Source organism: Flavonifractor sp. An112, from assembly GCF_002161085.1.
GTDB classification, from domain to species: domain Bacteria; phylum Bacillota; class Clostridia; order Oscillospirales; family Oscillospiraceae; genus Flavonifractor; species Flavonifractor avicola.
This window is the reverse complement of the sequence record NZ_NFLU01000002.1, coordinates 275451-297186: the sequence shown is the minus strand read 5'-3', so window position 1 is coordinate 297186 and position 21736 is coordinate 275451. Positions and strand designations below refer to the sequence as shown.

The following is a 21736-nucleotide window of genomic DNA, read 5'->3' as shown; positions in this document are numbered from 1 at the left end:
GCACGTCGTAGACTATGACGTTGATAGGTCGGAGGTGGAAGCGCGGTAACGCGTGCAGCTGACCGATACTAATAAGCCGAGGGCTTGACCTTAACATGATGATTGCAGGCGCTTGCCTGGTACTGAGACTGCATTGTTCGGTTTTGAGGGTGCTGACAAAGCGACGCGTAAATGTGGCCCGTTGGTCAAGCGGTTAAGACGGCGGCCTCTCACGCCGCAAACGTGGGTTCGATTCCCGCACGGGTCACCAAACCTGCGCCTTTAGCTCAGCTGGTAGAGCAACTGACTCTTAATCAGTGGGTCCCCGGTTCGAATCCGTGAAGGCGCACCATTCTCTATGGAGCGTCTGAGGGCGCTCCATAGAGAGCCCTTAAAAATTGAGTGCTTATCGTTGAGAAGAACGGTAAGGAGAAGAAAGTTATTAAAGTTTCTTTTGCTTACTTTTCTTTTCAAAGAAAAGTAAGTTGGTGTTGCTTGCGGTGAGGGTCCACCCGTTCCCATCCCGAACACGGAAGTTAAGCTCACCTGCGCCGAAAATACTTGTCTGGAGACGGACCGGGAAGATAGGTAACGCCAACACAGAGAGCGGACAGCTTTGGCTGTCCGCTTTTTGCTTTACAAAAATCAGCAGCCGTCATAGACAGCTGCTGATATAGGTACTGACATCAAAGAAATCTAGGCTGCTGTCCTTCCGCAGGTACAGGGGATGGTGGGGATGGCCCTTCTTGGAACGGGCACCGGCGGAATACCAACAGGCGCCCAAATCGTTCCCAATCTCCACCATGTCCCGCAGGCAGTCGGCCAGATAGCTGCGCTTCTCAATGATCGCGCCCCAGGCGGCCCAGACGGCAGGTGTGCCGGTTTTAGTCTGCTCCAGGGCCCAGCGGAAGGCCGCCATATTTTCCTGGTGCAGGGCGGGATTGCACACCTTCTCCATATCATCAGGGCGTGTAGCCCGCTGGGCGTATACATTGAACATGATAAAGCTGTCATAGCCATTGCCCAAAGCGATGCGCTCCACCGATTTCAGGGTGTTGTCCAGGTCGTTAGGTGCGGCGGTGGAGGGATTGATGCCCACGCAGATTAGCGGACGGCTGCCCCGGGTGCCCAGGATGTAACGGTAGTCGCAGTAGCGGTTGGGGACGTAGAGCCAGCGGTCCACGTCATAATCGGCCTGAGGCAGCAGAGCCTCCTCCAAGGCCAGGGAAAAGGACTGAATGTCCTGCTGGGCGGTGTCGCAGGTGGGAATATGCATATCAAAACCTCCTGAGGAAGAACGGCTTGTGAGGCGCGTCGCTCCATGGTATACTCACCCTATCAGGATACAGGCAGGAGAAACAGAATGCAATACCGAAGTGTGAAAAAGGGAATCTTCCAGGCCAGGCCCAACCGCTTTATCGCCCATGTGGAGGTGGACGGCAGGCTGGAGGTAGTCCATGTGAAAAATACTGGCCGCTGCCGGGAACTGCTGGTGCCTGGCGCCACGGTCTATCTGGAGGAGAGCGATAACCCTGCCCGCAAGACCAGGTATGATTTGATCGCCGTGGAGAAGGGCCGGCTGCTGGTCAATATGGATGCTCAGGCCCCCAATAAGGTGTTTCAGGAGTGGGCGGAGGGAGGCGGCTTTCTGCCCGGACTGACTCTCCTGCGGCCGGAGACCACCTGGGGCAGCTCCCGGTTCGACTTCTACTGGGAGGCGGGAGAGCGCCGGGGCTTTGTGGAGGTCAAAGGGGTCACTTTGGAGAAGGACGGCCACGCCCGCTTTCCCGACGCCCCTACGGAGCGTGGGGTCAAGCACCTGGAGGAGCTAATCCGCTGCCAGGCAGAGGGCTACGAGGCGGCTGTCTGCTTTGTGATCCAGATGGCGGGAATGAAGGATTTTGCCCCCAATGATGTGACCCATCCGGCCTTCGGCGCGGCGCTGCGCAAGGCCGCCGGGGCAGGTGTCCAGGTGCTGGCCCGGGGATGCAGGGTCACGCTGGATACGCTGACCATCGCGGAACCAGTAAAGGTATGCCTCTAAAATGAAAGTATTATATTGAAAACTTGCGAAAATAAATATTGTAAGCAGGAAAATTTCTGAATTATTTCCAAATATGCAAGGACGATCTTGACGGATGCAGAAAAAGAGCATACACTGCATCCATCAAGCAGAGACGCTCGTTTCGCCGAGGAAGGCGAAGCGAGCGTTTTTGTTTTCAGGGAGGAATGAATGTATGTATTCGTCAGTGAACACGATCTGGGTGCTGTTGGGCGCCGCGCTGGTCTTTTTCATGCAGGCCGGCTTTGCCATGTGTGAGGCGGGATTTACCCGGGCAAAAAACACGGGCAATATTCTGATGAAGAACCTGATGGACTTCTGCATCGGCACGCCCATCTTCTGGCTGCTGGGCTTCGGGTTGATGTTCGGAAGCGCGGGGGCGCTGATAGGCGGCTTTGATCCCTTCGTACGGGGCGACTATTCCGCCATCCTGCCGGAGGGGGTTCCCTTCTTCGCCTTCTTCATTTTCCAGACGGTGTTTTGCGCCACCGCCGCTACCATTGTATCGGGCGCTATGGCAGAGCGCACCAAGTTTATTTCCTACTGCATCTATTCTCTGTTGATTTCCGCTGTGGTCTATCCCATCTCCGGCCACTGGATCTGGGGCGGTGGCTGGCTGTCCCAGCTGGGCTTCCATGACTTTGCCGGTTCCACCGCGGTGCATATGGTGGGCGGCGTGGCCTCCCTCATCGGCGCCAAGATCCTGGGGCCCCGCATCGGCAAGTATGACAGGGACGGCAAGCCCCGGGCCATTCTGGGCCACAACCTCTCCATCGCCGCGCTGGGCGTGTTTGTGCTGTGGTTCTGCTGGTTTGGGTTCAACGGCTGCTCCACCGTCTCCATGACCGGGGACGACACCCTGGTGGCTGCCGGCAGCATCTTCGTCACCACCAATATGTCGGCTGCTGTGGCCTGCGTGACCACCATGCTCTTTACCTGAATTCGCTTCAAGAAGCCGGACGTCTCCATGACCTTCAACGCAGCGCTGGGCGGATTGGTGGCCATTACCGCCGGCTGTGACATGGTATCTGTGGAGGGTGCAGCCATCATCGGTATCTGTGCCGGCATCGTGCTTCCCCTGGCGGTGGAATTCTTTGATAAGATAGCCAAGATCGACGATCCTGTGGGCGCCATTTCGGTCCACGGTGTGTGCGGCGCTATGGGTACCCTGCTCACCGGCCTGCTGGCGGTGGACGGTGGCCTGTTCTACGGCGGCGGTCCCAAGTTCTTCCTCACCCAGTGCCTGGGCGTGGTCAGCGTCATTGCCTGGGTAGCGGTGACTATGGTGATCATCTTTACCGTTATCAAGCACACGGTGGGTCTGCGGACCTCTGCCATTGAGGAGCTGGAGGGCCTGGACATCCATGAGCACGGCCTGCCTACCGCTTATGCCGACTTCAGTCAGTCCACCAGCATGACGGCGGTGGCCAAGCCGGACGCCTATCCGGAGCCCTATGTGGCTGGTGAGAGCCCGGTGCCCGTGCAGGTCTCTGAGCGTGCTCAGCCTGCGGAGCGCACCAAGTCGGCAGCCAAGCTGACCAATGTGACCATCATCTGCAACCAGTCCAGGTTTGAGGAGCTGAAGAGCGCCATGAACGGCATCGGCGTAACGGGTATGACGGTAACTCAGGTGCTGGGCTGCGGCATCCAGAAGGGCAAGACGGAGTATTACCGCGGCGTGCCCATGACCATGAATCTGCTGCCCAAGGTACAGGTGGAGATTGTGGTATCCAAGGTGCCGGTGGCACAGGTGGTGGATACCGCCAAGCAGGTGCTCCATACCGGTGGGATCGGCGACGGCAAGATCTTCGTCTATGATGTGGAGGATGTGGTCAAGGTCCGTACCGGCGAACACGGATATGACGCCCTTCAGGGCGAGGAGTAATGAGACAGCCCCCCGGACTTGTCAAGTCCGGGGGGCTGTGGTATAGTGGTAGCAATCATCACTGGGGGGAATGGACATGGAGTCGGCCTATCAAATCTTTGCCGCAGAAATCACGGCCAAAGGGAAGGGCTATCTGGTCATCCAGCACTGCCGGACCGGAGAGCTGGACGAACTGCTGTGCCGGGGCCGACAGGAGCTGTTGAGCCTGGGTGCAACGGAACTGCTTGTGACCTCCCGGGACCCCGGCGCGCCCCTGGAGGAGGGCTGGCAGGGGGATTGCCGGCTGGAGTTTGTCCGCGATCTGCTGGAGCTGCAGCGAGATCTGTCCCAGCTGCCCGGCCAGCCCCAGCGCCTCAGCCTGGAGCCCCTGACCCGGGAGCGGGGCGGGGCCTGGCTGGCCCTGCACAACGGATGCTTTTTTGAAATGCCCAATTCTGCTACTTACGGACCCCGGGATCTGGACCGGGCCCTGGATGAGGGTCACCGCTGCGGATTTGCGGTGGTCAACGGGGTGCCAGTCGGGGTGTATGAGCTGGACCTGACCCAGGAGGTGCCGGAGATCGAGGGCATCGCGCTGCAAAAGGATGTCCGTGGACAGGGCCTGGGGCGGGAACTGCTCTGGGGGACTATGGCTCTGTTGGCGGAGGCCGGATTTGACCGGTGTAAGCTGCTGGTGGCCAGCGACAATGAGAGCGCCTTTTCCCTGTACCGCCGGACGAGCTTCAAAGCGGCGGGTATCCGGAGCAAGTGGTTTCGGATGCTGCCCAACTGAATGGCAAAAGCGGTCGCCGTGCATAGCACGGCGGCCGCTTTTGTGATGTCAGCAGTTTGCGGAAATCACCTGATTCCACTGTTCGACCGTCAGAGGCTGGGAGAGGCGCAAAGAGTAACTATAGCTGCCGTCGGTCCACAGAGCCAGTACATAGGACTGGTCTGCCTCTCCTTTCAGGGTGACGCTCAGGCCATCCAGGTCGTAGGAGGTCTGAGCGGCATAGGCGGTGTAATCGCCGGAGTTGTCTTCGGTCCCGGCGGATTTGCGGAAGAGAGCCCACTGGGAGTCACCCTCACAGCGAATTTGAGCCAGGGTATCACCGTATGCGGTATAGGTACTCTGCTCCACCAGGAAGGGCAGCGCCTTCAGGTCGGATACGGAGAATCCAACCAAAGCCGAGAGGGCTTGGGCGGAGGACACTTCCTGGAGATTTGGGACCACAGTGATTGGGCCGGATGGGGTCTCCACAGGCTGGGGCGAGGTAATCCGGGGCAGGATCGAGATCCCTGCCAGCACTACGGCCAGACAGGCGGCGGTAGCAAGCGTACGCCGCAGAAGAAGCGGGGGGCGGGAGGAGGGGATAGGCTGTCCGGCTGATTCCAGCTGCTCCAGAATGCGGGACCGCATGGCATCGGTCACTACAAGGTGGGACATGATCTCGTCATATTTCCGGGCCAAAGTCATACGCCTCCTTCAAGATCTCTTTCAGCTGAATGCGGCCTCTGCGCAGATCGGAACGGATGGTGGACTCTTTCCGGCCCAGGATGGACGCGATCTGGGCGGTGGAGCAGCCCTCATGATAGAAAAGGTGGATGGCAGCCCGGGAATGTTGGGGAAGAGCCTTGACGGCCTCCCATACAAAGGAGAGGTCCTCCCGCTGTTCCGCGGCCAGCGTGTCCCGCAGCTCATCGGCGGAGCGAAGGCGGTTGTACTTCAACCGGTTTTTGCTCAGGTTGGCGGCCACCCGCAGCAGCCAGGCCTTTTTGTGCTGGGGGCTCTCCAGCACAGGAGCGGTACGCAGAAATTGCAGCAGGGTGTCCTGGAGTACCTCCTCGGCGTCACTTTGATTGTGAAGGTAGGAATAGGCCAGACGTAGAATACTGTTGCCATAGGCGTCCAGCATCCGGGCAGCCTGAGCGTTGGCGGTTTGCCGGACGGCCTCCTCCTCCGGCTTCCGGGCAAAGAGCAGTAGAAGGGCGTGTAGGATATGGGTGCGCAGGCCGGGCCGTCTCAGGCGGCAAACAGCGGTCATTCCCATCGACTCCTCCCTCTTCTGTAGTAATGGAACGCTGGCGTCATGCCACGGATGCCACCAGTGTGAGCATAGCGTCCCGGCTCAGGCCGGCGGCGCTCTGAATGGCATAAGTATAGCCCTCCGTAGTCCAAACCGCAACCTTAACCGTGTCTCCGTCCCCCTTCAGGGTAACCTCTGTTCCGTGAGAGGAAAGGGTGTCCACCTGAGGATAGGCGGTATAGTCGCCGCTGATATCCTCCTGCCCCACCGCCTTACGGATAGTGAGGTTATCTTCACAGAGGACCTGGATCATCTGATCAGGCAGCACAGAGATGTGCTCCGGGGTGCAGCCATCAGGCAGGTTCAGAGAGAAACCAGCCTGATCCTGGGCCTCCGCCAGCGTGCCGCATTCCACAAAGGGATTGGGGATCTGAGTGGAGGAATCAGTCTGGATGGAGATGGTGCCGCTGTCGCCGGTGATGGCGTCCTCCTGGTTGCCCAGCAGGGCGTCAAAGAGGGCCAGGGGTACATAGGTAGTACCATTCACCGCATAGGGAGGGCAGCCCAGAGAGAAGGGGGCGCTCATACCCACCATATCTTCCAGACTGGTGGTAATCACATAGCGGTCCACCTCAAGGGTCACATCAGTGTGTACCTTGCCGGTGTCCACCCGGATCTGCTCTCCAGACCAAGTCACGGTGAAACCCAGTTCTTCCGCCAGAGCACGGAGGGGAACCATTACGCTGCCCCGAATTTCGGTATCGGCGCCGTTGACCTGGATGGCATAGCCAGAGGGAGAGGCGGTCTCGTCCACAGCAACGGGAGCGGCCAGAACAGGCAGACAGAGGGAGCCGGCCAGGGCCAGGGACAGCAGAGTGGGAACAAGCTTTTTCATAGAAATCTTCCTTTCCGGTGAATTGCGGGAGAGGTTTTGCTCTCTCGTTGTGACACCTTAGATACAACTGGGCGAAAGGAAATGTTGCATGAAACGAAAAAATGTCCGCTGCGATAGGCAGCGGACATTTTGGAATATCAGAGTGTGAGCCGGATCTCCTCGCCATCTTGGGTGTGGATATCCACCAGAGAGACGCCACGGCACTGTCGCCGCAGCCGGCGCGTCAGGCGGAATACCTCCGCGCGCCGGTGAGGGGGAAGCGTCACATAGCGGCGGCAGGCCCACAGGGCAATGGTGAGCCCTGGTTTGCTCAGGACAAGCCAGGTGGGCAGAAGCAGGTGGAGGCGAAAGTCCTTGGTTTTGATGTGCAGACGCATTTATTCCACCACGACTTCCACCAGATCGCCGTTGCTGTTCTCTACCTCTACCAGCTTTCCCAGTGCGCCGCCCTCTATGAGGGTGAGAAGGGCGTTCAGGTCCAGCTGACGGAGCCATTCGCTGCCCCGGAACTGAGGCAGTTCCAAATCGAGCTGGGCGGCAATGCGGACCAACGCCAGGGGCAGATTGACATTGATTTTATCCCCTTCCCCTGTGCGGACCCGGACACGGAGGAACAGCTCCTCTGCGCTTTTCCGAGCCTCCGGGGGAACATACTGCACGTCGGTGCGCTGCCCTCGGATCAGCTCGTCCAGAGACAGGTGGAAGTAGTCGGACAGGGCGGTAAGGACGGAGAGATCGGGGACGCTCAGGTCATTTTCCCACTTGCTCACCGCCTGGGGAGAGACTCCCATCTGAGCGGCCAGTTCCTCCTGAGTCAGGCCGTCCCGCTTCCGAAGGGCGCTGATGCGCCCACCGATGGTCTGGTTCATAGGTATCCTCTTTTCTGCGTGTGGTTTTCACAGGATGTATTATAGAGTATTTCCGCAGAAAAGGGAAGGTAACGGCGGTTGGAACTTGCAACCAGCGGTAGAACAGAAGTACAACGAACGGTTGAGAACGGTTAGGGTGTCTGCTCCCACCGGCAGCCACGGGCCTGCCCTGTGATGGTGCCCAGGCAGTCCAGGTGATCTTCCTCCGACACCTGAAGATCAGGATAAGCCAGACTGGGGGCCAGCAGCCGGGTGACGCCCCTGCGGCGGCAGAGCCGCCGGAGCAGGACTTCCTGATTATAGAGGTATATACCATATTCCTGCGCGGTAGGGGGGCGTTGGGCACACAACAGAACGGCGCCGGAGGGATAGACCGGTTCCATGCTGCCATCGCTGAGAAGCACGGCAAAGTCCGCCTCCCGAGCGGCGGCGTCAACCTCCGGGATCAGAATGGCCCGGACCGGCGGGGCATCGGTGGAGCCGGTGGTGTAGCAGAAGGTACGCTTCACCGATACGGTCCCGATGGATTTGACGCAGGCCGCACTCATCAGGGCCAACATGACCCCAGCAGTCCGCCGCCGTTGGGGCTCCAGCCGCCGCAGCGCCAGCAGCAGGCGGAGCTCCTCCGGGGAGAGCAGGACCACGCCGTCCTGGCTGTTGGCGGTGACGCAGCATTCCGGGGGCAGCTCGTCATCCAGCAGATATCGGATGGGTACCCGCAGTACACGGGTGATCCGATCCATAGGCCCTATCGCCGGATTTTTTGTCTGTCCCGACAGAATTTTATTCAGCGTACCAAGAGGCACGCCGGACAGACGGGAGATATCCTCCGACGTCAAGTGGCGCAGTTTTTTTACATAGGCCAGCTTTTCCACCATCAGAGACATGGGCGCACCTCCAGAGAACCCCCAACCGAATGCGGTCAAAACCTCCCGGTCAGTGGACAAAATAGTCTGTTGGCATTGACAATTTATGCAGAATACATTATATAGAGTATGCAGAGGGACGAAAATACAAGATATAGACACAGAGGGGAGCGGATGTGGAAAATTACCGTAACAAACAGTATAATACCTTTTGATAGGGAAAAAGAGCGAAATATGTCGTGAAACCATGAAATTATAACCAAAAGCAGAGAAAATGAGGAGAGAGGAAACCATGAGTAATTGCCGTATAAAGTACCATGTATATCTGGACAGGGCTTCCCGCCCTCAGATGTATGGGATCCGGAGCCACAACGGAATCTGTGTCGGACGCATTTCCACCGACTTTCAGGAGGTCAACCGGCTGGCAGAATGCTGCAATAGTGCGGGGCTGTCTCCGGTCCATCTTGCTGATGTTGTGGAAGATTTTCGGCGCTCCTGAATGGGAGAAAATAGGTCCAGATACTTGACCGCCGCACTGGAATCAGGTAAACTGAGACCGGCAAACGGCAATCGAGTGAAGCAGAGTAAAAAGCCACCCGCCAGGGTGGCTTTTTCGTCGTGTTCAAAGGGGGAAAAGAAGCATGGAGCAAACACAGAAAAAATGCGCCCTGTTCCGCTTCTGGAAGCGGGAGCCGGTGCTGTGTATCGCCGCGGTGTGCGCGGCGGCCTCCATTTTACTCAATCCGCCGTCGGCGGACTATCTCAATTTCATTGACTGGCGGGTGCTCAGCCTGCTGTTCTGTCTGATGGCGGTGGTGGCTGGCTTGCAGGAGTGCGGCGTGTTCGCGGTACTGGCTCAGCGACTGCTGGCCGGCGAACGGAGAATGCGGTTTGTGACCCTGGCACTGGTGCTGCTGCCCTTCTTTGTGTCCATGCTGGTGACCAACGATGTGGCCCTCATTACATTTGTGCCCTTTGCGGTGCTGGTGCTTGGACTGATTGGCAGAACGGAGCGGCTGATTTATATTGTGGTGCTCCAGACCATTGCCGCCAATCTGGGCAGCATGGCCACCCCGGTGGGTAACCCTCAGAATCTGTATATCTATGCCAACTATGAGCTGACCGCCGGTCAGTTCTTTGCCACCATGGTGCCCCTTACCCTGATCAGTTTGGTGGGGCTGGTGATTGCGGCCCTGTGCGTCAAGCCGGAGGGGATCCGAGTCACCTTTTCGGAAAAGGCCTCCATTCGCAGTCCTGGACGGTTGGGATTGATGGCAGGATTGTTTGTGCTGTGCCTGCTGTCGGTGTTCCGGGTGCTGCCCTATCCGGCCCTGCTGGCCGTGGTGGCGGCGGGTATGCTGATCTTTGACCGGCCTCTGTTCCGCAAGGTGGACTACGGCCTGCTGGCCACCTTCTTCTGCTTCTTCCTTTTTGCAGGCAATGTGGGAGCCTGCGCTCCCGTACGGGAGGCGCTGACGGCGGTAATGGCGCAGAACACAGCTCTGGCCTCCGGCATTACCAGTCAGGTCATCAGCAACGTGCCGGCGGCGGTACTGCTGTCCAGCTTTACCACCGACTGGCACGGGCTGCTCATTGGCACCAACATTGGCGGCCTTGGAACACCCATCGCATCTCTGGCCAGCCTGATCTCCATGAAGGCCTATCTCAGGTCCCCCGGCGCTCGGGCCGGTCGTTACCTGCTGGTGTTTACCCTGGCCAATGTGGCAGCCCTTGCCATTTTGACGGGCAGCGTGGTGCTGATGGGGCTGATTTTCCCCGGATAAGCGGATTTTGAACCCAATATAAGCGGATTATAGCTTGTATTTGATCAAAGAACATAGTATAATAATATACTGCTTCTTTTGCGTATTGCGGCGGGCCGGGGATCACCGGCAGCCTTGTTGGCCGGATCACCGGACCCGGCCCATATTCGATTAGAGAGGGTTCGGCATGACATGAATCGTACGTTGGAACATATCCTTCCCCGGGTGCAGAAGCCTGCACGCTATACCGGCGGCGAGTATAACGCGGTGGTGAAGGACCGGCGCCAAGTGGATGTGCGCTATGCGCTCTGCTTCCCGGATACCTATGAGATCGGAATGTCCAATCTGGGTATGCGTATCCTTTATGGAGTTATGAACCAGATGGACGGCGTTTGGTGCGAGCGGGTGTTCGCACCCTGGGGCGATATGGAGGAGGAGATGCGCCGGGAGGGCATCCTGCTCTATGGCCTGGAGAGCGGCGACTCCATCGCAGACTTTGACCTGATTGGGTTCTCCCTGGGCTATGAGATGGCATATACCAATGTGCTTAATATGCTGGATCTGGCCGGACTGCCCCTGCGCTCCGAGGAGCGCTACGGACTGTCTCCCATTGTGATCGCCGGCGGTACCTGCGCCTACAATCCGGAGCCCCTGGCCCCCTTCGTGGACATCTTTGTGCTGGGCGAGGGCGAGGACGTGAGCGTAGAGATTATTCAGCTCTACCGCAAGGCCCGGGAGGAGTGCTGGAGCAAGGATGAATTCCTGGCTGCCGCTGCTCAGATCCCCGGCCTGTATGTGCCCTCCCTGTATGAGGTGTCCTACCGTCCTGACGGCACTCTGGAGCAGGTTGTTTCCCATGAGGGCGCCCCTGCGGTGGTGACCAAGCGGATCGTCCAGGATTTTGACAAGAGTTACTTCCCGGTGAAGACCATTGTGCCCTCCACCGAGATCGTCCATGACCGGGTGATGCTGGAGCTGTTCCGGGGCTGTATCCGGGGCTGCCGGTTCTGTCAGGCGGGCTATGCCTACCGGCCGGTCCGGTCCCGTGACCCGGAGATCCTGCTGAAGCAGGGCATTGAGGCTTGTAAGGACTCCGGCTATCAGGAGATGACGTTGTCCTCCCTGTCTACCAGCGATTACCGGCCTCTGGAGCACCTGTGCGACGGGCTGCTGGACTGGTGTGAGCCCAACCGGGTGTCCCTGTCCCTGCCCTCCCTGCGGGCGGATAACTTCTCTCTGGGACTGATGGAGCGGGTGCAGCACGTCCGTAAGTCGGGCCTTACCTTTGCCCCTGAGGCGGGCACCCAGCGCCTGCGGGACGCCATCAACAAGAACGTCACTGAGGAGGACCTGCTTCGGTCCTGCCGCACTGCCTTCTCCGGCGGCTGGTCCAGCGTAAAGCTCTATTTCATGCTGGGTCTGCCCACCGAAACTGACGAGGATGTGCTGGGTATTGCCGACCTGGCGGAGAAGGTCTACAAGACCTGGAAGGAGGTCACCCCCAACCCCAAGCGGGGTGTGACCATCACAGTGTCTACTGCCTGGTTTGTGCCCAAGCCCCACACCGCCTTCCAGTGGGAACCTCAGATCACCATGGAGGAGTATCAGCGGCGGGTCAAGCTGCTGCGGGAGCATATGCGGGGCCGGTCCATCAAGTACAACTGGCACGACTCCCAGACCAGCTTCCTGGAGGCGGTCTTTGCCCGGGGCGACCGGAAGGTGGCTGACGTCATTGAGACCGCCTGGCGGCAGGGCGCCAAGTTTGACGCCTGGAGCGAGTATTTTGACTTTGACCGCTGGCTGGCCGCCTTTGAGGCCTGCGGCGTGGACCCCGCTTTCTATGCCAACCGTACCCGTGAGAAGGGCGAGCTGCTGCCCTGGGATGTGACCAGCGTGGGCGTGACCAAGAACTTCCTGTGGCGGGAGCGGGAGCGGGCCTATGAGGCTGTCATCACCCCCGACTGCCGGGTCCAGTGCACCGGCTGCGGTGCCAATAAGCTCTATCCGGGAGGAAAATGTGATGCATAGACTGGCATTTACCAAGGCGGACACCGCCAAATTCATTTCCCACCTGGATCTGATGCGTACCTTCCAGCGGTCCTTCTTGCGGGCGGGTATCCATATCAAGCATACCGAGGGCTTCAATCCCCACGCATTCGTTTCCATCCCCCTGCCCCTGTCGGTGGGCTACTCCAGCAGCTGTGAGGTGCTGGAATGTCAGGTGCTGGACACGCCTCTGGAGGAAGTTCCCCAGCGTATGAACGCCGCCCTGCCTGCCGGTATTACCGTCCAGCGGTGCTATGAGGGTGTGCGCCCGGTGAAGGAGCTGTACTACGTCAACTATATCGTCACCCTGGAATATGAGGCCGGGGCTCCCTTTGGGGCGGAATCCGCCATCCGGGGTCTGCTCAGCCGGGACAGCCTGGTGATGGAGAAAAAGAGCAAGAAGGCTAAGACCGGCAAGGTAGAGGTGGATCTGATCCCCCTCATTGCCAAGGCCACCGTGGAGGAACGGCGGGATACCATTGCTCTGGACCTGATCCTGAAGGCCCAGAATCCGGGCCTGAATCCCGAACTCATCGTGTCGGCCATCCGCACCTACTGTCCCGACGCCGCCCCCGATTATGCGGTGTTTCACCGCCGGGCGGTGCTGGATGAGCAGTTCCAGAGCTGGGAGTAATTTCATTAAAAGGGAAACGGACCTTTCGCATTTGGGCGGAAGGTCCGTTTTTGATGGAAAATAACTGCTTATTTTTGAATGATCTATAATTGACAAGGGAAGAGGGCCGGACTACAATGAGGCCTGTTGTACCGGCAAGATTGTGCCGGTGTGGAAATCCCTGAAGCGAGGCGAAGATAGAAATGAAAATACTGTGCCAATTCGGTGTGATCTTCGGGGTATGCTGGGTGAGCCAGATCCTGGAGCGCCTGCTGCCCTTTCCCTTTCCGGCCAGTGTGATCGGTATGGTGCTGCTCTTTGTGCTGCTGGCCACCGGTGTGCTCAAGCTGGAGCACGTTCGCGAAAAGGCCGACTTTCTGTTGGCCAACATGGCCTTCTTTTTCCTGCCTGCCGGCGTCAGCGTTATGAACTACTTTGACGTGTTGAGCAGCGCGCTGGTGCCTCTGCTGGTGATCTGTCTGGTGACCACGGTGCTGATATTCGGCGCCACCGCCCTGAGTATCAAACTGACCCTGCGGTTGATGGGAAGGGGGGAAAACCATGGTTGAGTGGACCAATTCTCCCTTCTTTGGGGTGGCGCTTAGCGTGCTGGCCTTTTGGATCGGCGTCAAGATCCAGAAAAAGACGGGACTGGTGGTGTGCAATCCACTGCTGATCGGGGTGATACTGGTGATCGGACTGCTGCTGGCTCTGGGGATTCCCTACGAGAATTACGACCAGGGAGGCAGCCTCATCAATCTGTTTCTCTCTCCTGCCACTGCCTGTCTGGCGGTGGCTATCTACAGCAAAGTTCAGCTGCTGAAGGAGAATTGGCTGCCCATTCTGGTGGGCTGCGTGGTGGGCTCCCTGGTGTCCATGGGGAGCATCCTGGGGCTGTGCCGCCTCTTTGGGCTGGATGATGCTATGACGGCCTCTCTGCTGCCCAAGTCGGTGACCACCCCCATTGCGGTCAGCGTGGCCCAGGCTCACGGAGGCATTCCCTCTATTACTGTGGTGGCGGTGATCCTCACCGGTATCCTGGGCAGCATCCTGGCCCCCCTGCTGATCCGTCTGTTCCGAGTGAAGGACCCCATTGCGGCTGGGCTTTCCATCGGGGCCTGCTCCCATGCGGTGGGTACTTCCAAGGCTCTGGAACTGGGCGAGACCGAAGGTGCCATGAGCGGTCTGGCCATCGGCGTGTGCGGCCTGGTGACGGTGCTCTTTTCTCTGATTCTGCTATAAAAAAAGATCGGGCGCATTGCGCCCGATCTTTTTTTACAGATCGATGGGGTCCACATCCACGGGATGGGTCTTGCGGTACTCCTTGGTCCACTGGGACAGCTGGAAGATGGTCCACAGATCAGAGACGCCGGCATACAGCAGTACGATGCCGATGACCCGGAAGAGGGCGGCCTCAGCCAGCAGGGGGTGGAACACCACAAAGATGCCCAGGCCGGCGGAAACCAGAGAGAGGATCAGGTTGATGTTCCAATGGGAGTAATCCATCCGCTGCAGCTCCAGGGTACGCTTGACGCTGAGCAGAGCGTCAATGGCGATATACAGGCCCAGGATCACAGGAATAACGCCCTGAATCAGCGGGGGATAGATGACCATGACAGCGCCGATGGCGGCAGCCACGATGCCCAGGAACAGTCCCAGGAAAGCGCTTCCCTTCCGGTCCTCGCTGCGGTAGAAGCCCACAATGGCAAAGATACCGTAGAGCAGCAAAATGGCGCCGAAGGCATAGCAGATGATATCCATGACAATGGTGGGCCACAGGATGAGTACGACGCCCAGGATCAGATAGAGAATGGAGAGAAAGACAAAGCTGACCGTCATATTTTTCAGACGTTCTTTCATAATAAGACCACCTTTCTCCAGTGTTACAGGCTTGGGGCCTGCCAGCCCTTGCATACATCGATCCAGCCGACGCTGTTGGACAGCTGGGCCAGCTCGTCACAGTTGAGCCTGACGGCGGAGGCTGCGTTGCCGGCGGCGGGGTAGATGGTGTCAAAGCGCTGAAGGGAGATGTCCAGATAGGTGACGGTGTTGGGGTGGGTGATGCCAAAGGGACACACGCCGCCGATCTGATGGCCGGTAAAGGTCTCCACCTGCTCCGGAGTCAGCATGGTGGCCTTGTGGTGGAACTGGGCCTTGAATTTGGCGTTGTCGATCTTGGCGTCACCGGCGCAGACGATGAGTACGGCACCGGCCTCATGAACAAAGGAAAGGGTCTTGGCAATGCGGGCGGGCTCGCAGCCTACGGCCTGGGCGGCCAGCTCCACAGTGGCGCTGGATACGTCAAACTCCCGGATACGGTCCTCGTAGCCCCGCTGGCGCAGATAAGTGCGGCACACTTCAATGGACATTTTACTTGCCTTCTTTCTTGGCCTCAGCCTTGGCCAGGAACCGGTCAGCCTGAATGATGAAGCGCTGATGCTCTCCCTTGCCGATGGGACCGGCCTCGTCAAAGGCGGCCACGGTATAGGTGAGCTTGCGGCCCTCCACAGCGGTGACCTCCGCCTCGGCCCACACCTTCATACCCACAGGGGTGGCGGCGTCATGGCTGACGTTGAGCAGGGTGCCTACGGTACCCTGCCCCTCTTCCAGCTGGGCCTGCACCGCATTGACGGCAGCGTTCTCCATCAGGGCGATCATGCAGGGGGTGGCAAACACGGGGACCAGACCGCTGCCCACGGCGGCAGCTGTATTTTCAGGGGCGACCACAGTTTCGGCCCGGCCCTTCATACCTACAGTAATGGACATATGCGCGACTCCTTTTTTCTAAAATCAATTCGTGCGTGTACTATTTTACATCAATCCCCAGCATAAGGCAAGCAGAAAGCCGCACATTGCTGTGCGGCTTTCCAGAGATGGGATTTAGTTGGAGGCCAGCATGAGACGGGTCCACTCAGAGTCGTAGAGGGCCAGGGTCTCGGCGGGCAGGTTCTTGAAGCTCTCGCACTGGTCCAGAATGCTCTGGTCGGGATAGGCATAGGGATCGCCGGAAACCTCGGGGTCCAGCTCCTCCCGGACGGAGAGCAGGGGGGAGGAGTACCAGATCTCCTCACAGTTCTTCAGACCGGCGGCGGTGGAGCACATATAGTTGATGAAGATCTCGGCGTTCTCCTTGTTCTCGGCGTTCTTGGGGATGCACATGGCGTCCACATACAGGTTGGTGCCCTCCTCAGGCAGGCAGAAGGCCAGATCGGGGTTGATCTCCTTCATGGTCAGGAAGTCGCCGTAGTAGTAAGCGCCGATGGCGGCAGAGCCGCCCTGCATCTTCTCAAAGATCTCGTCCATGACGTAGGACTGGACCAGGGGCTTCTGCTGGATGAGCAGGTCCACGGCCTCCTTGATCTGAGCCTCGTCGGTGGTGTTGTAGGAGTAGCCCAGGTACTTCAGAGCCACGCCGATGGCGTCGCGGGAGTTGTTGAACATGAGGATCTGACCGGCATACTGCTCGTCAAACATGGCGGACCAGCTGGTGGGGGCCTCCTCCACCATGGTGGTGTTGTAGATGATGCCCAGCAGACCCCACATATAGGGCACGCTGTACAGATTCTCCGGGTCATAGTCAGGGTTCTTGAGGGCAGGATCAATGTCCTCAAAATTGGGAATGTTGTCGAAGTTCAAAGGCTCCAGCATATCCTCTTCGATCATACGGGAGAGCATATAGTCGGAAGGGATGACCACGTCGTAGCTGGCACCGTCGTTTTTGAGCATACCGTACATGGACTCGTTGCTCTCGAAGGTGTCGTACACGACCTCAATACCGGTCTCGGCGGTGAAGTCCTCCAGCACGGACTCGTCAATATAGACGCCCCAGTTGTAGACGTTGACGACGCCCTTGTCGGCGGCGCCAGGTTCGTTGGCATCACCGGAGTTGGTGCCGCCGCAGCCGGCCAGAACCAGACTGAGGGAGAGTGCGGAGGCGGTCAGAAGTGCGAGAGACTTTTTCAATTTCTTTCTTTATCCCCTTTCGGAAATGATGATTATAACAGCCCGGAGGGCGTGTTACCAGACAGCGGGCTTACCGGCCCGGGTTGAGCTTGGCCTTCCGGCGGGCGGCAGCGTTCTCCTGGCGCACCTGTCGGATGTTGACGGTCAACAGCAATGCAAACACACAGATAAACATGAGGGTGGACAGGGCGTTGATCTCGGGAGTCACCGGCTTTTTCACCGCGGTGTAGATCTCCACCGCCAGAGTGGTGACGCCGGAGCCCTTGGTGAAGTAGCTGATCACAAAGTCGTCAATGGACATGGTAAAGGCGATGATCAGGCCGTTGAGGATTCCGGGCATGATCTCAGGCAGGATGACTTTGCGGAAGGCGTAGAAGCCGGAGGCGCCCAAGTCCTGGGCCGCCTCATATACGTTGGGGTCCAGCTGCCGCAGCCGGGGCATCACCGACAAGATCACATAGGGTGCGTTGAAGGTGATGTGGGCCAGAAGCAGGGTGCCGAAGCCGGTGCGCCAGCGGACACCCAGCCACTGGCTGAGGAAGCTGTCGTTAAACACACCGATGGCGAACACGAAGAGCAGCATCATGGACACGCCGGTGATGATGTCCGCGTTGGTCAGGGGAATGTTGTTGATGGACATACACACGCTGCGGGAGCGGCGGCGCATACTGTAGAAACCGATGGCGGCTGCGGTGCCCAGAATGGTGGCGATAAAGGCAGCCAGCACCGACAGGATGATGGTGGTCCGCAGGGCCCCCAGCAGGCGGGTGTTATGGAACAGCTCTACATACCAGTCCAGGGAGAAGCCGCCCCAGACCCGGTTGCTCTTGGTGGCGTTGAAGGAAAAGATGATGAGCAGGATGATGGGGGCGTACAGGAAAACATACACCAGCAGGGTAAATACCCGGGAGGGAATCCGATGCTTTCTCACAGCACAGCCACCCCCTCTTCACCTTCGCCGAAGCGGTTCATAATGGCCATCAGGATCAGCACGATCACCATCATCACCAGGGCGATGGCGGAGCCCAGGTGGGGGTTGTAGGCGTTGCCCAAAAACTGCATTTCGATCAGGTCGCCCAGCAGCAGGGTCTTGCCGCCGCCCAGCAGGCGGGACAGGGCAAAGGTGGACACCGAGGGGATGAACACCATGGTTACTCCGGACAGCACGCCGGGGAGAGACAGGGGGAAGATGACCTTCCGGAACACCATGGAGCTGCTGGCGCCCAGGTCCTGGGCGGCCTCGATGACCTTGGGGTCGATCTTGTCGATGACCGAGAAGATGGGCAGCACCATAAAGGGCAGGAAGTTGTACACCATGCCCAGCACAATGGCGCCCTGGGTATTGATCATGTGGAAACAGGTCAGATTGGTGCCGAAGATGGCGTTCCACAGATCGAAAAAGCCGATGGCGGACAGGAACTGATTGATGAGGCCGTTGTCGTCCAGGATGGACATCCAGGCGTAGGTCCGCAGCAGGAAATTCATCCACATGGGCAGCATGATAAGCATCATGGCTACCTTGCGTACCATCAGCTTTTCCCGGGACAGGAAGTAGGCCAGGGGGTAGCCGATGAGGATGCAGATGGCGGTAGCCACAAAGGCCAGGACAAAGGAGTTGCGGAAGGCGGGGACGTAGGTCCCCATGTTGCTGAAGTTGTCCAGGGTAATGCTGCCGTCCTGACCGGTAAAGGCAAACACCACCACCAGAATGAGGGGAGCCACCACGAAGATGGCCATCCATACCACATAGGGCGCGGCCAGCCACTTATTCTTCATCGTCGCTGTCCTCCTCCAGCCGGTCCTCGTTGAGCTCGTCATACTCGGAGGAGTAGGAGCTGTAGTCGCCGAAGGTGCCGGAGTATTGGCTCTTCTTCATGATATGGAAGCCGTCGGGGTCGATCTTCACCCCAATCTTTGCCCCCACGGGGGAGTAGTCGGTGGTCTGGATGAGCCACTTGAAGCCCCGGAAATCCACGATGATGTCGTAGTGGATGCCTTTGAAGGTGACCTCGGTGACGGTACCGGTGAGCTGGCCCTCGGCCTCGGGCACGATGTCGATGTCCTCGGGGCGGATGACCACGTCCACCGCCTCGCCGGGGGCAAAGCCCTTGTCCAGGCATTTGAACTTCCGGCCGTACATTCCAACCACATAGTCCTCGTGCATGATGCCGTCAATGATGTTGGACTCGCCGATGAAGTCAGCCACAAAGGCGTTCTTGGGCTCGTTATAGATGTCCTCGGGGGTGCCGATCTGTTGGATCTTGCCCTCGTTCATCACCACGATGGTGTCCGACATGGTGAGGGCCTCTTCCTGATCGTGGGTGACGTAGATAAAGGTAATGCCCACCTGCTGCTGGATGCGCTTGAGCTCGATCTGCATATCCTTACGCAGCTTCAGGTCCAGGGCGCCCAGAGGTTCGTCCAGCAGTAGAACCTGGGGGCGGTTGACGATGGCCCGGGCGATGGCGACACGCTGCTGCTGGCCGCCGGAGAGAGAGTTCACCGACCGCTTGCCGTAGCCGGCCAGGTTGACCAGGGCCAGAGCCTCCTCCACCCGCTCCTTGATCTCGGACTCCGGGACCTTGATCATCTTTTTGGGGTCCTTGGGATCGGGCACTTTGTTGACCCGCAGACCAAAGGCCACGTTTTCAAAGATGTTCATGTGGGTGAACAGGGCGTATTTCTGAAAGACGGTGTTGACCTTCCGCTTGTGAGGGGGAACGTCATTAATCCTCACGCCGTCAAAATACACGTCGCCGGAGGTAGGCTTCTGAAAGCCGCCAATGATACGAAGCGTCGTGGTTTTGCCGCACCCGGAGGGACCGAGCAGCGTGAGGAACTCCTTGTCATTGATATAAAGGTTGATGTGGTCCAAAATGACGTCGTCGTCAAATTTCATGAAGCAATCCGACAGGCGGATCAGTTCCTTGGACATTTATCCTCCCCCATTTCTAAACGGTAGTAAAGGGCGTACCCAAACCGGCGGTTGGGTACGCCCTTATGACGAAACAAATATATATGGAATTGCGAAAAATGTCAATAATAAAACCGCTTTTTTTTCAGGGATTTTACGGCCGCTAACTTTGATGCCGAGTATGGTGGCAACAAAGTTATCAGAGGATTATCATATGAGGTGAATAAAAGGGACATAGGCAGCTCTTTTGCTGTTAAAACAGATTGAACGGCCTGGGACAAACAGGTATAATAGAAGCTGAAAAAAGCTTTCTTATGTGGCTGGAGCGGCAAAGATCCGGGGGATGGTAACCGTGAAAGAATGCTATCATGATAAAAAACGGATTATTGCCTGTTTTGCCAGTGTGATGTGCGGAATACTCATCCTGACCGGCGTATGGTGGGGGAGCCACGCCCGGGCATTCCGGGTCTTGCTGGAGCAGCTGCCGACGGCCGACGGCTGCGGAATGCAGTTTTATGTGAGCGATGAGGACGGAAAACGGGAGCGGAGGACCATTGACGATCCGCAGGACCGCGCGGCGGTACTGGCCGAGGTGGAACGGTTGGATTTTTCCAGGCCCAGGCTGTCAGACGATCTGTGGGACGCGGCGGAATATTATAGCTGCTTCTGGATAGAGATCTATGGGACGTCGTACCTTCTGGAGCTTCAGATCCCATTGGACGATCCGCAGCAGGCCCTTATCCGGGCCGACGGAAAGGCGTTCCATGTGGAGGGCGGCGAGGCGTTTTTGACGGCCCTGGAAGGCTGGTTGTACGAGTAGAGAGATGGAAACAAACAGTCTGCGGCGCCCTGACCGGGCGCCGCAGACGATTTTCTATTCTTATTCCCCAAAATATTCCTCCACAAAGTCCACGTGTTCCACCGTGAACACCTTACCTCTTAAATACTCCAGAAGCCCCGCATCGGTGGGGAAGGTAAACTCCAGCTTGTAGGAGTACAGGGCCTGGAAGGAGCGGCCGTACTGCTTGTTGTCCCGCTCCCGGCCGTACTTGCCGTCCCCCAGCAGAGGGTGACCGGCGGCGGCGAACTGGGCGCGAATCTGGTGGGTGCGTCCGGTCAAAAGCTCGCACTCCACCAGAGACAGCCCCCGGTTGACCTTTAAGGTCTTATATAAGGTAGCGGCGCTCTTGCCGCCGGGCACCGGCTTGTGGAACACCTTCACCTGGGCGCGGCTCTCATCCTTCAGCAGAAAGCCCTCCAGCTTGCCCTGAGGCGGGGCCATGCGCCCGTGGATGATGGCCAGGTAGAACTTGGCGATCTCCCGATCCTTGATCTTCTGGTTGAGGATCCGCAGGGTCTCGGCGTTCTTGGCCGCCATAACGATGCCGCCGGTGTTCCGGTCGATGCGGTTGCACAGGGCGGGGGTGAAGGAGTGCTCGTCCCGGGGATTCCACTCCTTCTTTTGATAAAGGTAGGCCTGGATGTGGGTAATGAGGGTGTTGACCTTCTCGTGCTCGTCGGCGTGGCACAGCAGGCCGGGCCGCTTGTTGAGGAGCATCAGGTTCTCATCCTCATATACGATGTCCAGCTTGGGCTTGAACACCGCCAGGAAAGCATTATCTTCCCGGGGCTGGTCAAAGAACTCATCGTTGATATATAATTGTAATAGGTCTCCCACCTGGAGCCGCACATCACGGGCGGAGCCCTTGCCGTTGACCTTCACTCGCTTGAGGCGAATGTATTTCTGAGCCAGGGGAGCGGGGAGGAGAGGCAAGGTCTTGCCCAGCCACCGGTCCAGCCGCTGCCCGGCGTCATTTTTTCCAATGGTAAATTCCCTCATAGTGACCTCCAGTACGTCAGAGACGTATCTTTTAA

General features: G+C 58.3%; 24 protein-coding genes, 2 tRNA genes, 2 rRNA genes and 1 pseudogene. 14 read left to right on the top strand and 15 right to left on the bottom strand.

Features of this window, described 5'->3' with window-relative positions:
* The 4 genes from B5E56_RS03030 to rrf form a co-directional block, all read left to right on the top strand.
* Nucleotides 1-92, top strand: a 23S ribosomal RNA gene (locus B5E56_RS03030); the annotation flags it as partial.
* A gap of 83 nt (nt 93-175) precedes the next feature.
* Nucleotides 176-250, top strand: a tRNA-Glu gene (locus B5E56_RS03025).
* A 5-nt stretch (nt 251-255) separates the two neighbouring features.
* Nucleotides 256-331, top strand: a tRNA-Lys gene (locus tag B5E56_RS03020).
* Nucleotides 332-463: 132 nt separating this feature from the next.
* Nucleotides 464-579: ribosomal RNA gene (gene rrf / locus B5E56_RS03015) — 5S ribosomal RNA — on the top strand.
* Nucleotides 580-634: 55 nt separating this feature from the next.
* Here the strand turns inward: rrf and B5E56_RS03010 are convergent.
* Nucleotides 635-1255 carry a DUF1643 domain-containing protein gene (locus B5E56_RS03010; RefSeq protein WP_087388456.1) on the bottom strand — a complete coding sequence of 207 codons (621 nt, stop codon included), beginning with the start codon at nt 1253-1255 and terminating at the stop codon, nt 635-637.
* 87 nt (nt 1256-1342) lie between these two features.
* Here B5E56_RS03010 and sfsA point away from each other — a divergent pair, with 87 nt between their 5' ends.
* The 3 genes and pseudogenes from sfsA (at nt 1343) to B5E56_RS02995 (ending at nt 4698) form a co-directional block, all read left to right on the top strand.
* Nucleotides 1343-2023 carry a DNA/RNA nuclease SfsA gene (gene sfsA / locus B5E56_RS03005; RefSeq protein ID WP_087388453.1) on the top strand — a complete coding sequence of 227 codons (681 nt, stop codon included), beginning with the start codon at nt 1343-1345 and terminating at the stop codon, nt 2021-2023.
* Between the two features lie 193 nt (nt 2024-2216).
* Nucleotides 2217-3926, top strand: a pseudogene (locus B5E56_RS03000) (ammonium transporter).
* Between the two features lie 76 nt (nt 3927-4002).
* Complete coding sequence (locus B5E56_RS02995) at nt 4003-4698, top strand: GNAT family N-acetyltransferase (RefSeq protein ID WP_158098647.1); 696 nt, start codon at nt 4003-4005, stop codon at nt 4696-4698.
* 48 nt (nt 4699-4746) lie between these two features.
* Here the strand turns inward: B5E56_RS02995 and B5E56_RS02990 are convergent, their stop codons facing one another.
* The 6 genes from B5E56_RS02990 to B5E56_RS02965 form a co-directional block, all read right to left on the bottom strand.
* A complete protein-coding gene (locus B5E56_RS02990; RefSeq protein ID WP_087388451.1) occupies nt 4747-5376 on the bottom strand; it encodes a hypothetical protein in 630 nt (209 codons plus the stop codon).
* Nucleotides 5360-5950 carry an RNA polymerase sigma factor gene (locus B5E56_RS02985; protein WP_242958747.1) on the bottom strand — a complete coding sequence of 197 codons (591 nt, stop codon included), beginning with the start codon at nt 5948-5950 and terminating at the stop codon, nt 5360-5362. The genes B5E56_RS02990 and B5E56_RS02985 overlap by 17 nt, the downstream gene beginning before the upstream one ends.
* Nucleotides 5951-5993: 43 nt before the next feature.
* Nucleotides 5994-6827: a copper amine oxidase N-terminal domain-containing protein gene (locus tag B5E56_RS02980; protein WP_087388449.1), complete on the bottom strand. Its 834-nt coding sequence runs from the start codon at nt 6825-6827 to the stop codon at nt 5994-5996.
* A gap of 137 nt (nt 6828-6964) precedes the next feature.
* Nucleotides 6965-7204: a hypothetical protein gene (locus B5E56_RS02975; protein ID WP_087388448.1), complete on the bottom strand. Its 240-nt coding sequence runs from the start codon at nt 7202-7204 to the stop codon at nt 6965-6967.
* Nucleotides 7205-7696, bottom strand: coding sequence for a helix-turn-helix domain-containing protein (locus B5E56_RS02970; RefSeq protein WP_087388446.1), 492 nt, complete (start codon nt 7694-7696; stop codon nt 7205-7207). It lies immediately after the preceding gene.
* A gap of 131 nt (nt 7697-7827) precedes the next feature.
* A complete protein-coding gene (locus B5E56_RS02965) occupies nt 7828-8583 on the bottom strand; it encodes an XRE family transcriptional regulator (protein WP_087388444.1) in 756 nt (251 codons plus the stop codon).
* A 253-nt stretch (nt 8584-8836) separates the two neighbouring features.
* Here B5E56_RS02965 and B5E56_RS14830 point away from each other — a divergent pair, with 253 nt between their 5' ends.
* The 6 genes from B5E56_RS14830 to B5E56_RS02935 all read left to right on the top strand — a co-directional run bounded on the left by B5E56_RS14830 (nt 8837) and on the right by B5E56_RS02935 (nt 14226).
* Nucleotides 8837-9061 carry a DUF6514 family protein gene (locus tag B5E56_RS14830; RefSeq protein ID WP_255396453.1) on the top strand — a complete coding sequence of 75 codons (225 nt, stop codon included), beginning with the start codon at nt 8837-8839 and terminating at the stop codon, nt 9059-9061.
* Nucleotides 9062-9203: 142 nt separating this feature from the next.
* Nucleotides 9204-10346 carry an SLC13 family permease gene (locus tag B5E56_RS02955; RefSeq protein WP_087388442.1) on the top strand — a complete coding sequence of 381 codons (1143 nt, stop codon included), beginning with the start codon at nt 9204-9206 and terminating at the stop codon, nt 10344-10346.
* A 171-nt stretch (nt 10347-10517) separates the two neighbouring features.
* Nucleotides 10518-12353, top strand: a complete 1836-nt coding sequence (locus tag B5E56_RS02950) for a TIGR03960 family B12-binding radical SAM protein (RefSeq protein WP_087388440.1) — start codon at nt 10518-10520, stop codon at nt 12351-12353.
* On the top strand, nt 12346-13005 hold the full coding sequence (locus B5E56_RS02945; protein WP_087388438.1) for a TIGR03936 family radical SAM-associated protein: 660 nt from the start codon (nt 12346-12348) through the stop codon (nt 13003-13005). Before B5E56_RS02950 ends, B5E56_RS02945 begins: the two co-directional genes overlap by 8 nt.
* A 182-nt stretch (nt 13006-13187) precedes the next feature.
* On the top strand, nt 13188-13553 hold the full coding sequence (locus B5E56_RS02940) for a CidA/LrgA family protein (RefSeq protein WP_087388436.1): 366 nt from the start codon (nt 13188-13190) through the stop codon (nt 13551-13553).
* Entirely contained in the window at nt 13546-14226 is a 681-nt protein-coding gene (locus B5E56_RS02935; protein WP_087388434.1) for an LrgB family protein, read from the top strand. Before B5E56_RS02940 ends, B5E56_RS02935 begins: the two co-directional genes overlap by 8 nt.
* Nucleotides 14227-14259: 33 nt before the next feature.
* Here B5E56_RS02935 and B5E56_RS02930 read toward each other — a convergent pair whose 3' ends face one another.
* The 7 genes from B5E56_RS02930 to B5E56_RS02900 form a co-directional block, all read right to left on the bottom strand.
* Complete coding sequence (locus tag B5E56_RS02930; RefSeq protein WP_087189162.1) at nt 14260-14844, bottom strand: HdeD family acid-resistance protein; 585 nt, start codon at nt 14842-14844, stop codon at nt 14260-14262.
* A 23-nt stretch (nt 14845-14867) separates the two neighbouring features.
* A complete protein-coding gene (locus tag B5E56_RS02925; protein WP_087388432.1) occupies nt 14868-15353 on the bottom strand; it encodes a YbaK/EbsC family protein in 486 nt (161 codons plus the stop codon).
* Between the two features lies 1 nt (nt 15354).
* Nucleotides 15355-15750 carry a thioesterase family protein gene (locus B5E56_RS02920; protein ID WP_087388430.1) on the bottom strand — a complete coding sequence of 132 codons (396 nt, stop codon included), beginning with the start codon at nt 15748-15750 and terminating at the stop codon, nt 15355-15357.
* Nucleotides 15751-15864: 114 nt separating this feature from the next.
* Nucleotides 15865-16947 (bottom strand): ABC transporter substrate-binding protein, encoded by a 1083-nt coding sequence (locus B5E56_RS02915; RefSeq protein WP_087388428.1) that lies wholly within the window; start codon nt 16945-16947, stop codon nt 15865-15867.
* Nucleotides 16948-17017: 70 nt separating this feature from the next.
* Nucleotides 17018-17878 (bottom strand): ABC transporter permease, encoded by an 861-nt coding sequence (locus B5E56_RS02910; protein ID WP_087388427.1) that lies wholly within the window; start codon nt 17876-17878, stop codon nt 17018-17020.
* Nucleotides 17875-18723 (bottom strand): ABC transporter permease, encoded by an 849-nt coding sequence (locus B5E56_RS02905; RefSeq protein WP_087388425.1) that lies wholly within the window; start codon nt 18721-18723, stop codon nt 17875-17877. Before B5E56_RS02905 ends, B5E56_RS02910 begins: the two co-directional genes overlap by 4 nt.
* Nucleotides 18713-19882 carry an ABC transporter ATP-binding protein gene (locus B5E56_RS02900; protein ID WP_087189156.1) on the bottom strand — a complete coding sequence of 390 codons (1170 nt, stop codon included), beginning with the start codon at nt 19880-19882 and terminating at the stop codon, nt 18713-18715. The genes B5E56_RS02905 and B5E56_RS02900 overlap by 11 nt, the downstream gene beginning before the upstream one ends.
* 331 nt (nt 19883-20213) lie before the next feature.
* Here B5E56_RS02900 and B5E56_RS02895 point away from each other — a divergent pair, with 331 nt between their 5' ends.
* The gene (locus B5E56_RS02895; RefSeq protein ID WP_143382740.1) at nt 20214-20681 is read left to right on the top strand and encodes a hypothetical protein; all 468 of its coding nucleotides are present in this window, start codon (nt 20214-20216) and stop codon (nt 20679-20681) included.
* 60 nt (nt 20682-20741) lie between these two features.
* On the opposite strand, the gene B5E56_RS02890 is transcribed toward B5E56_RS02895, so the two are convergent.
* Nucleotides 20742-21701 (bottom strand): RluA family pseudouridine synthase, encoded by a 960-nt coding sequence (locus B5E56_RS02890; RefSeq protein ID WP_087388423.1) that lies wholly within the window; start codon nt 21699-21701, stop codon nt 20742-20744.
* Nucleotides 21702-21736: the final 35 nt, after the last annotated feature.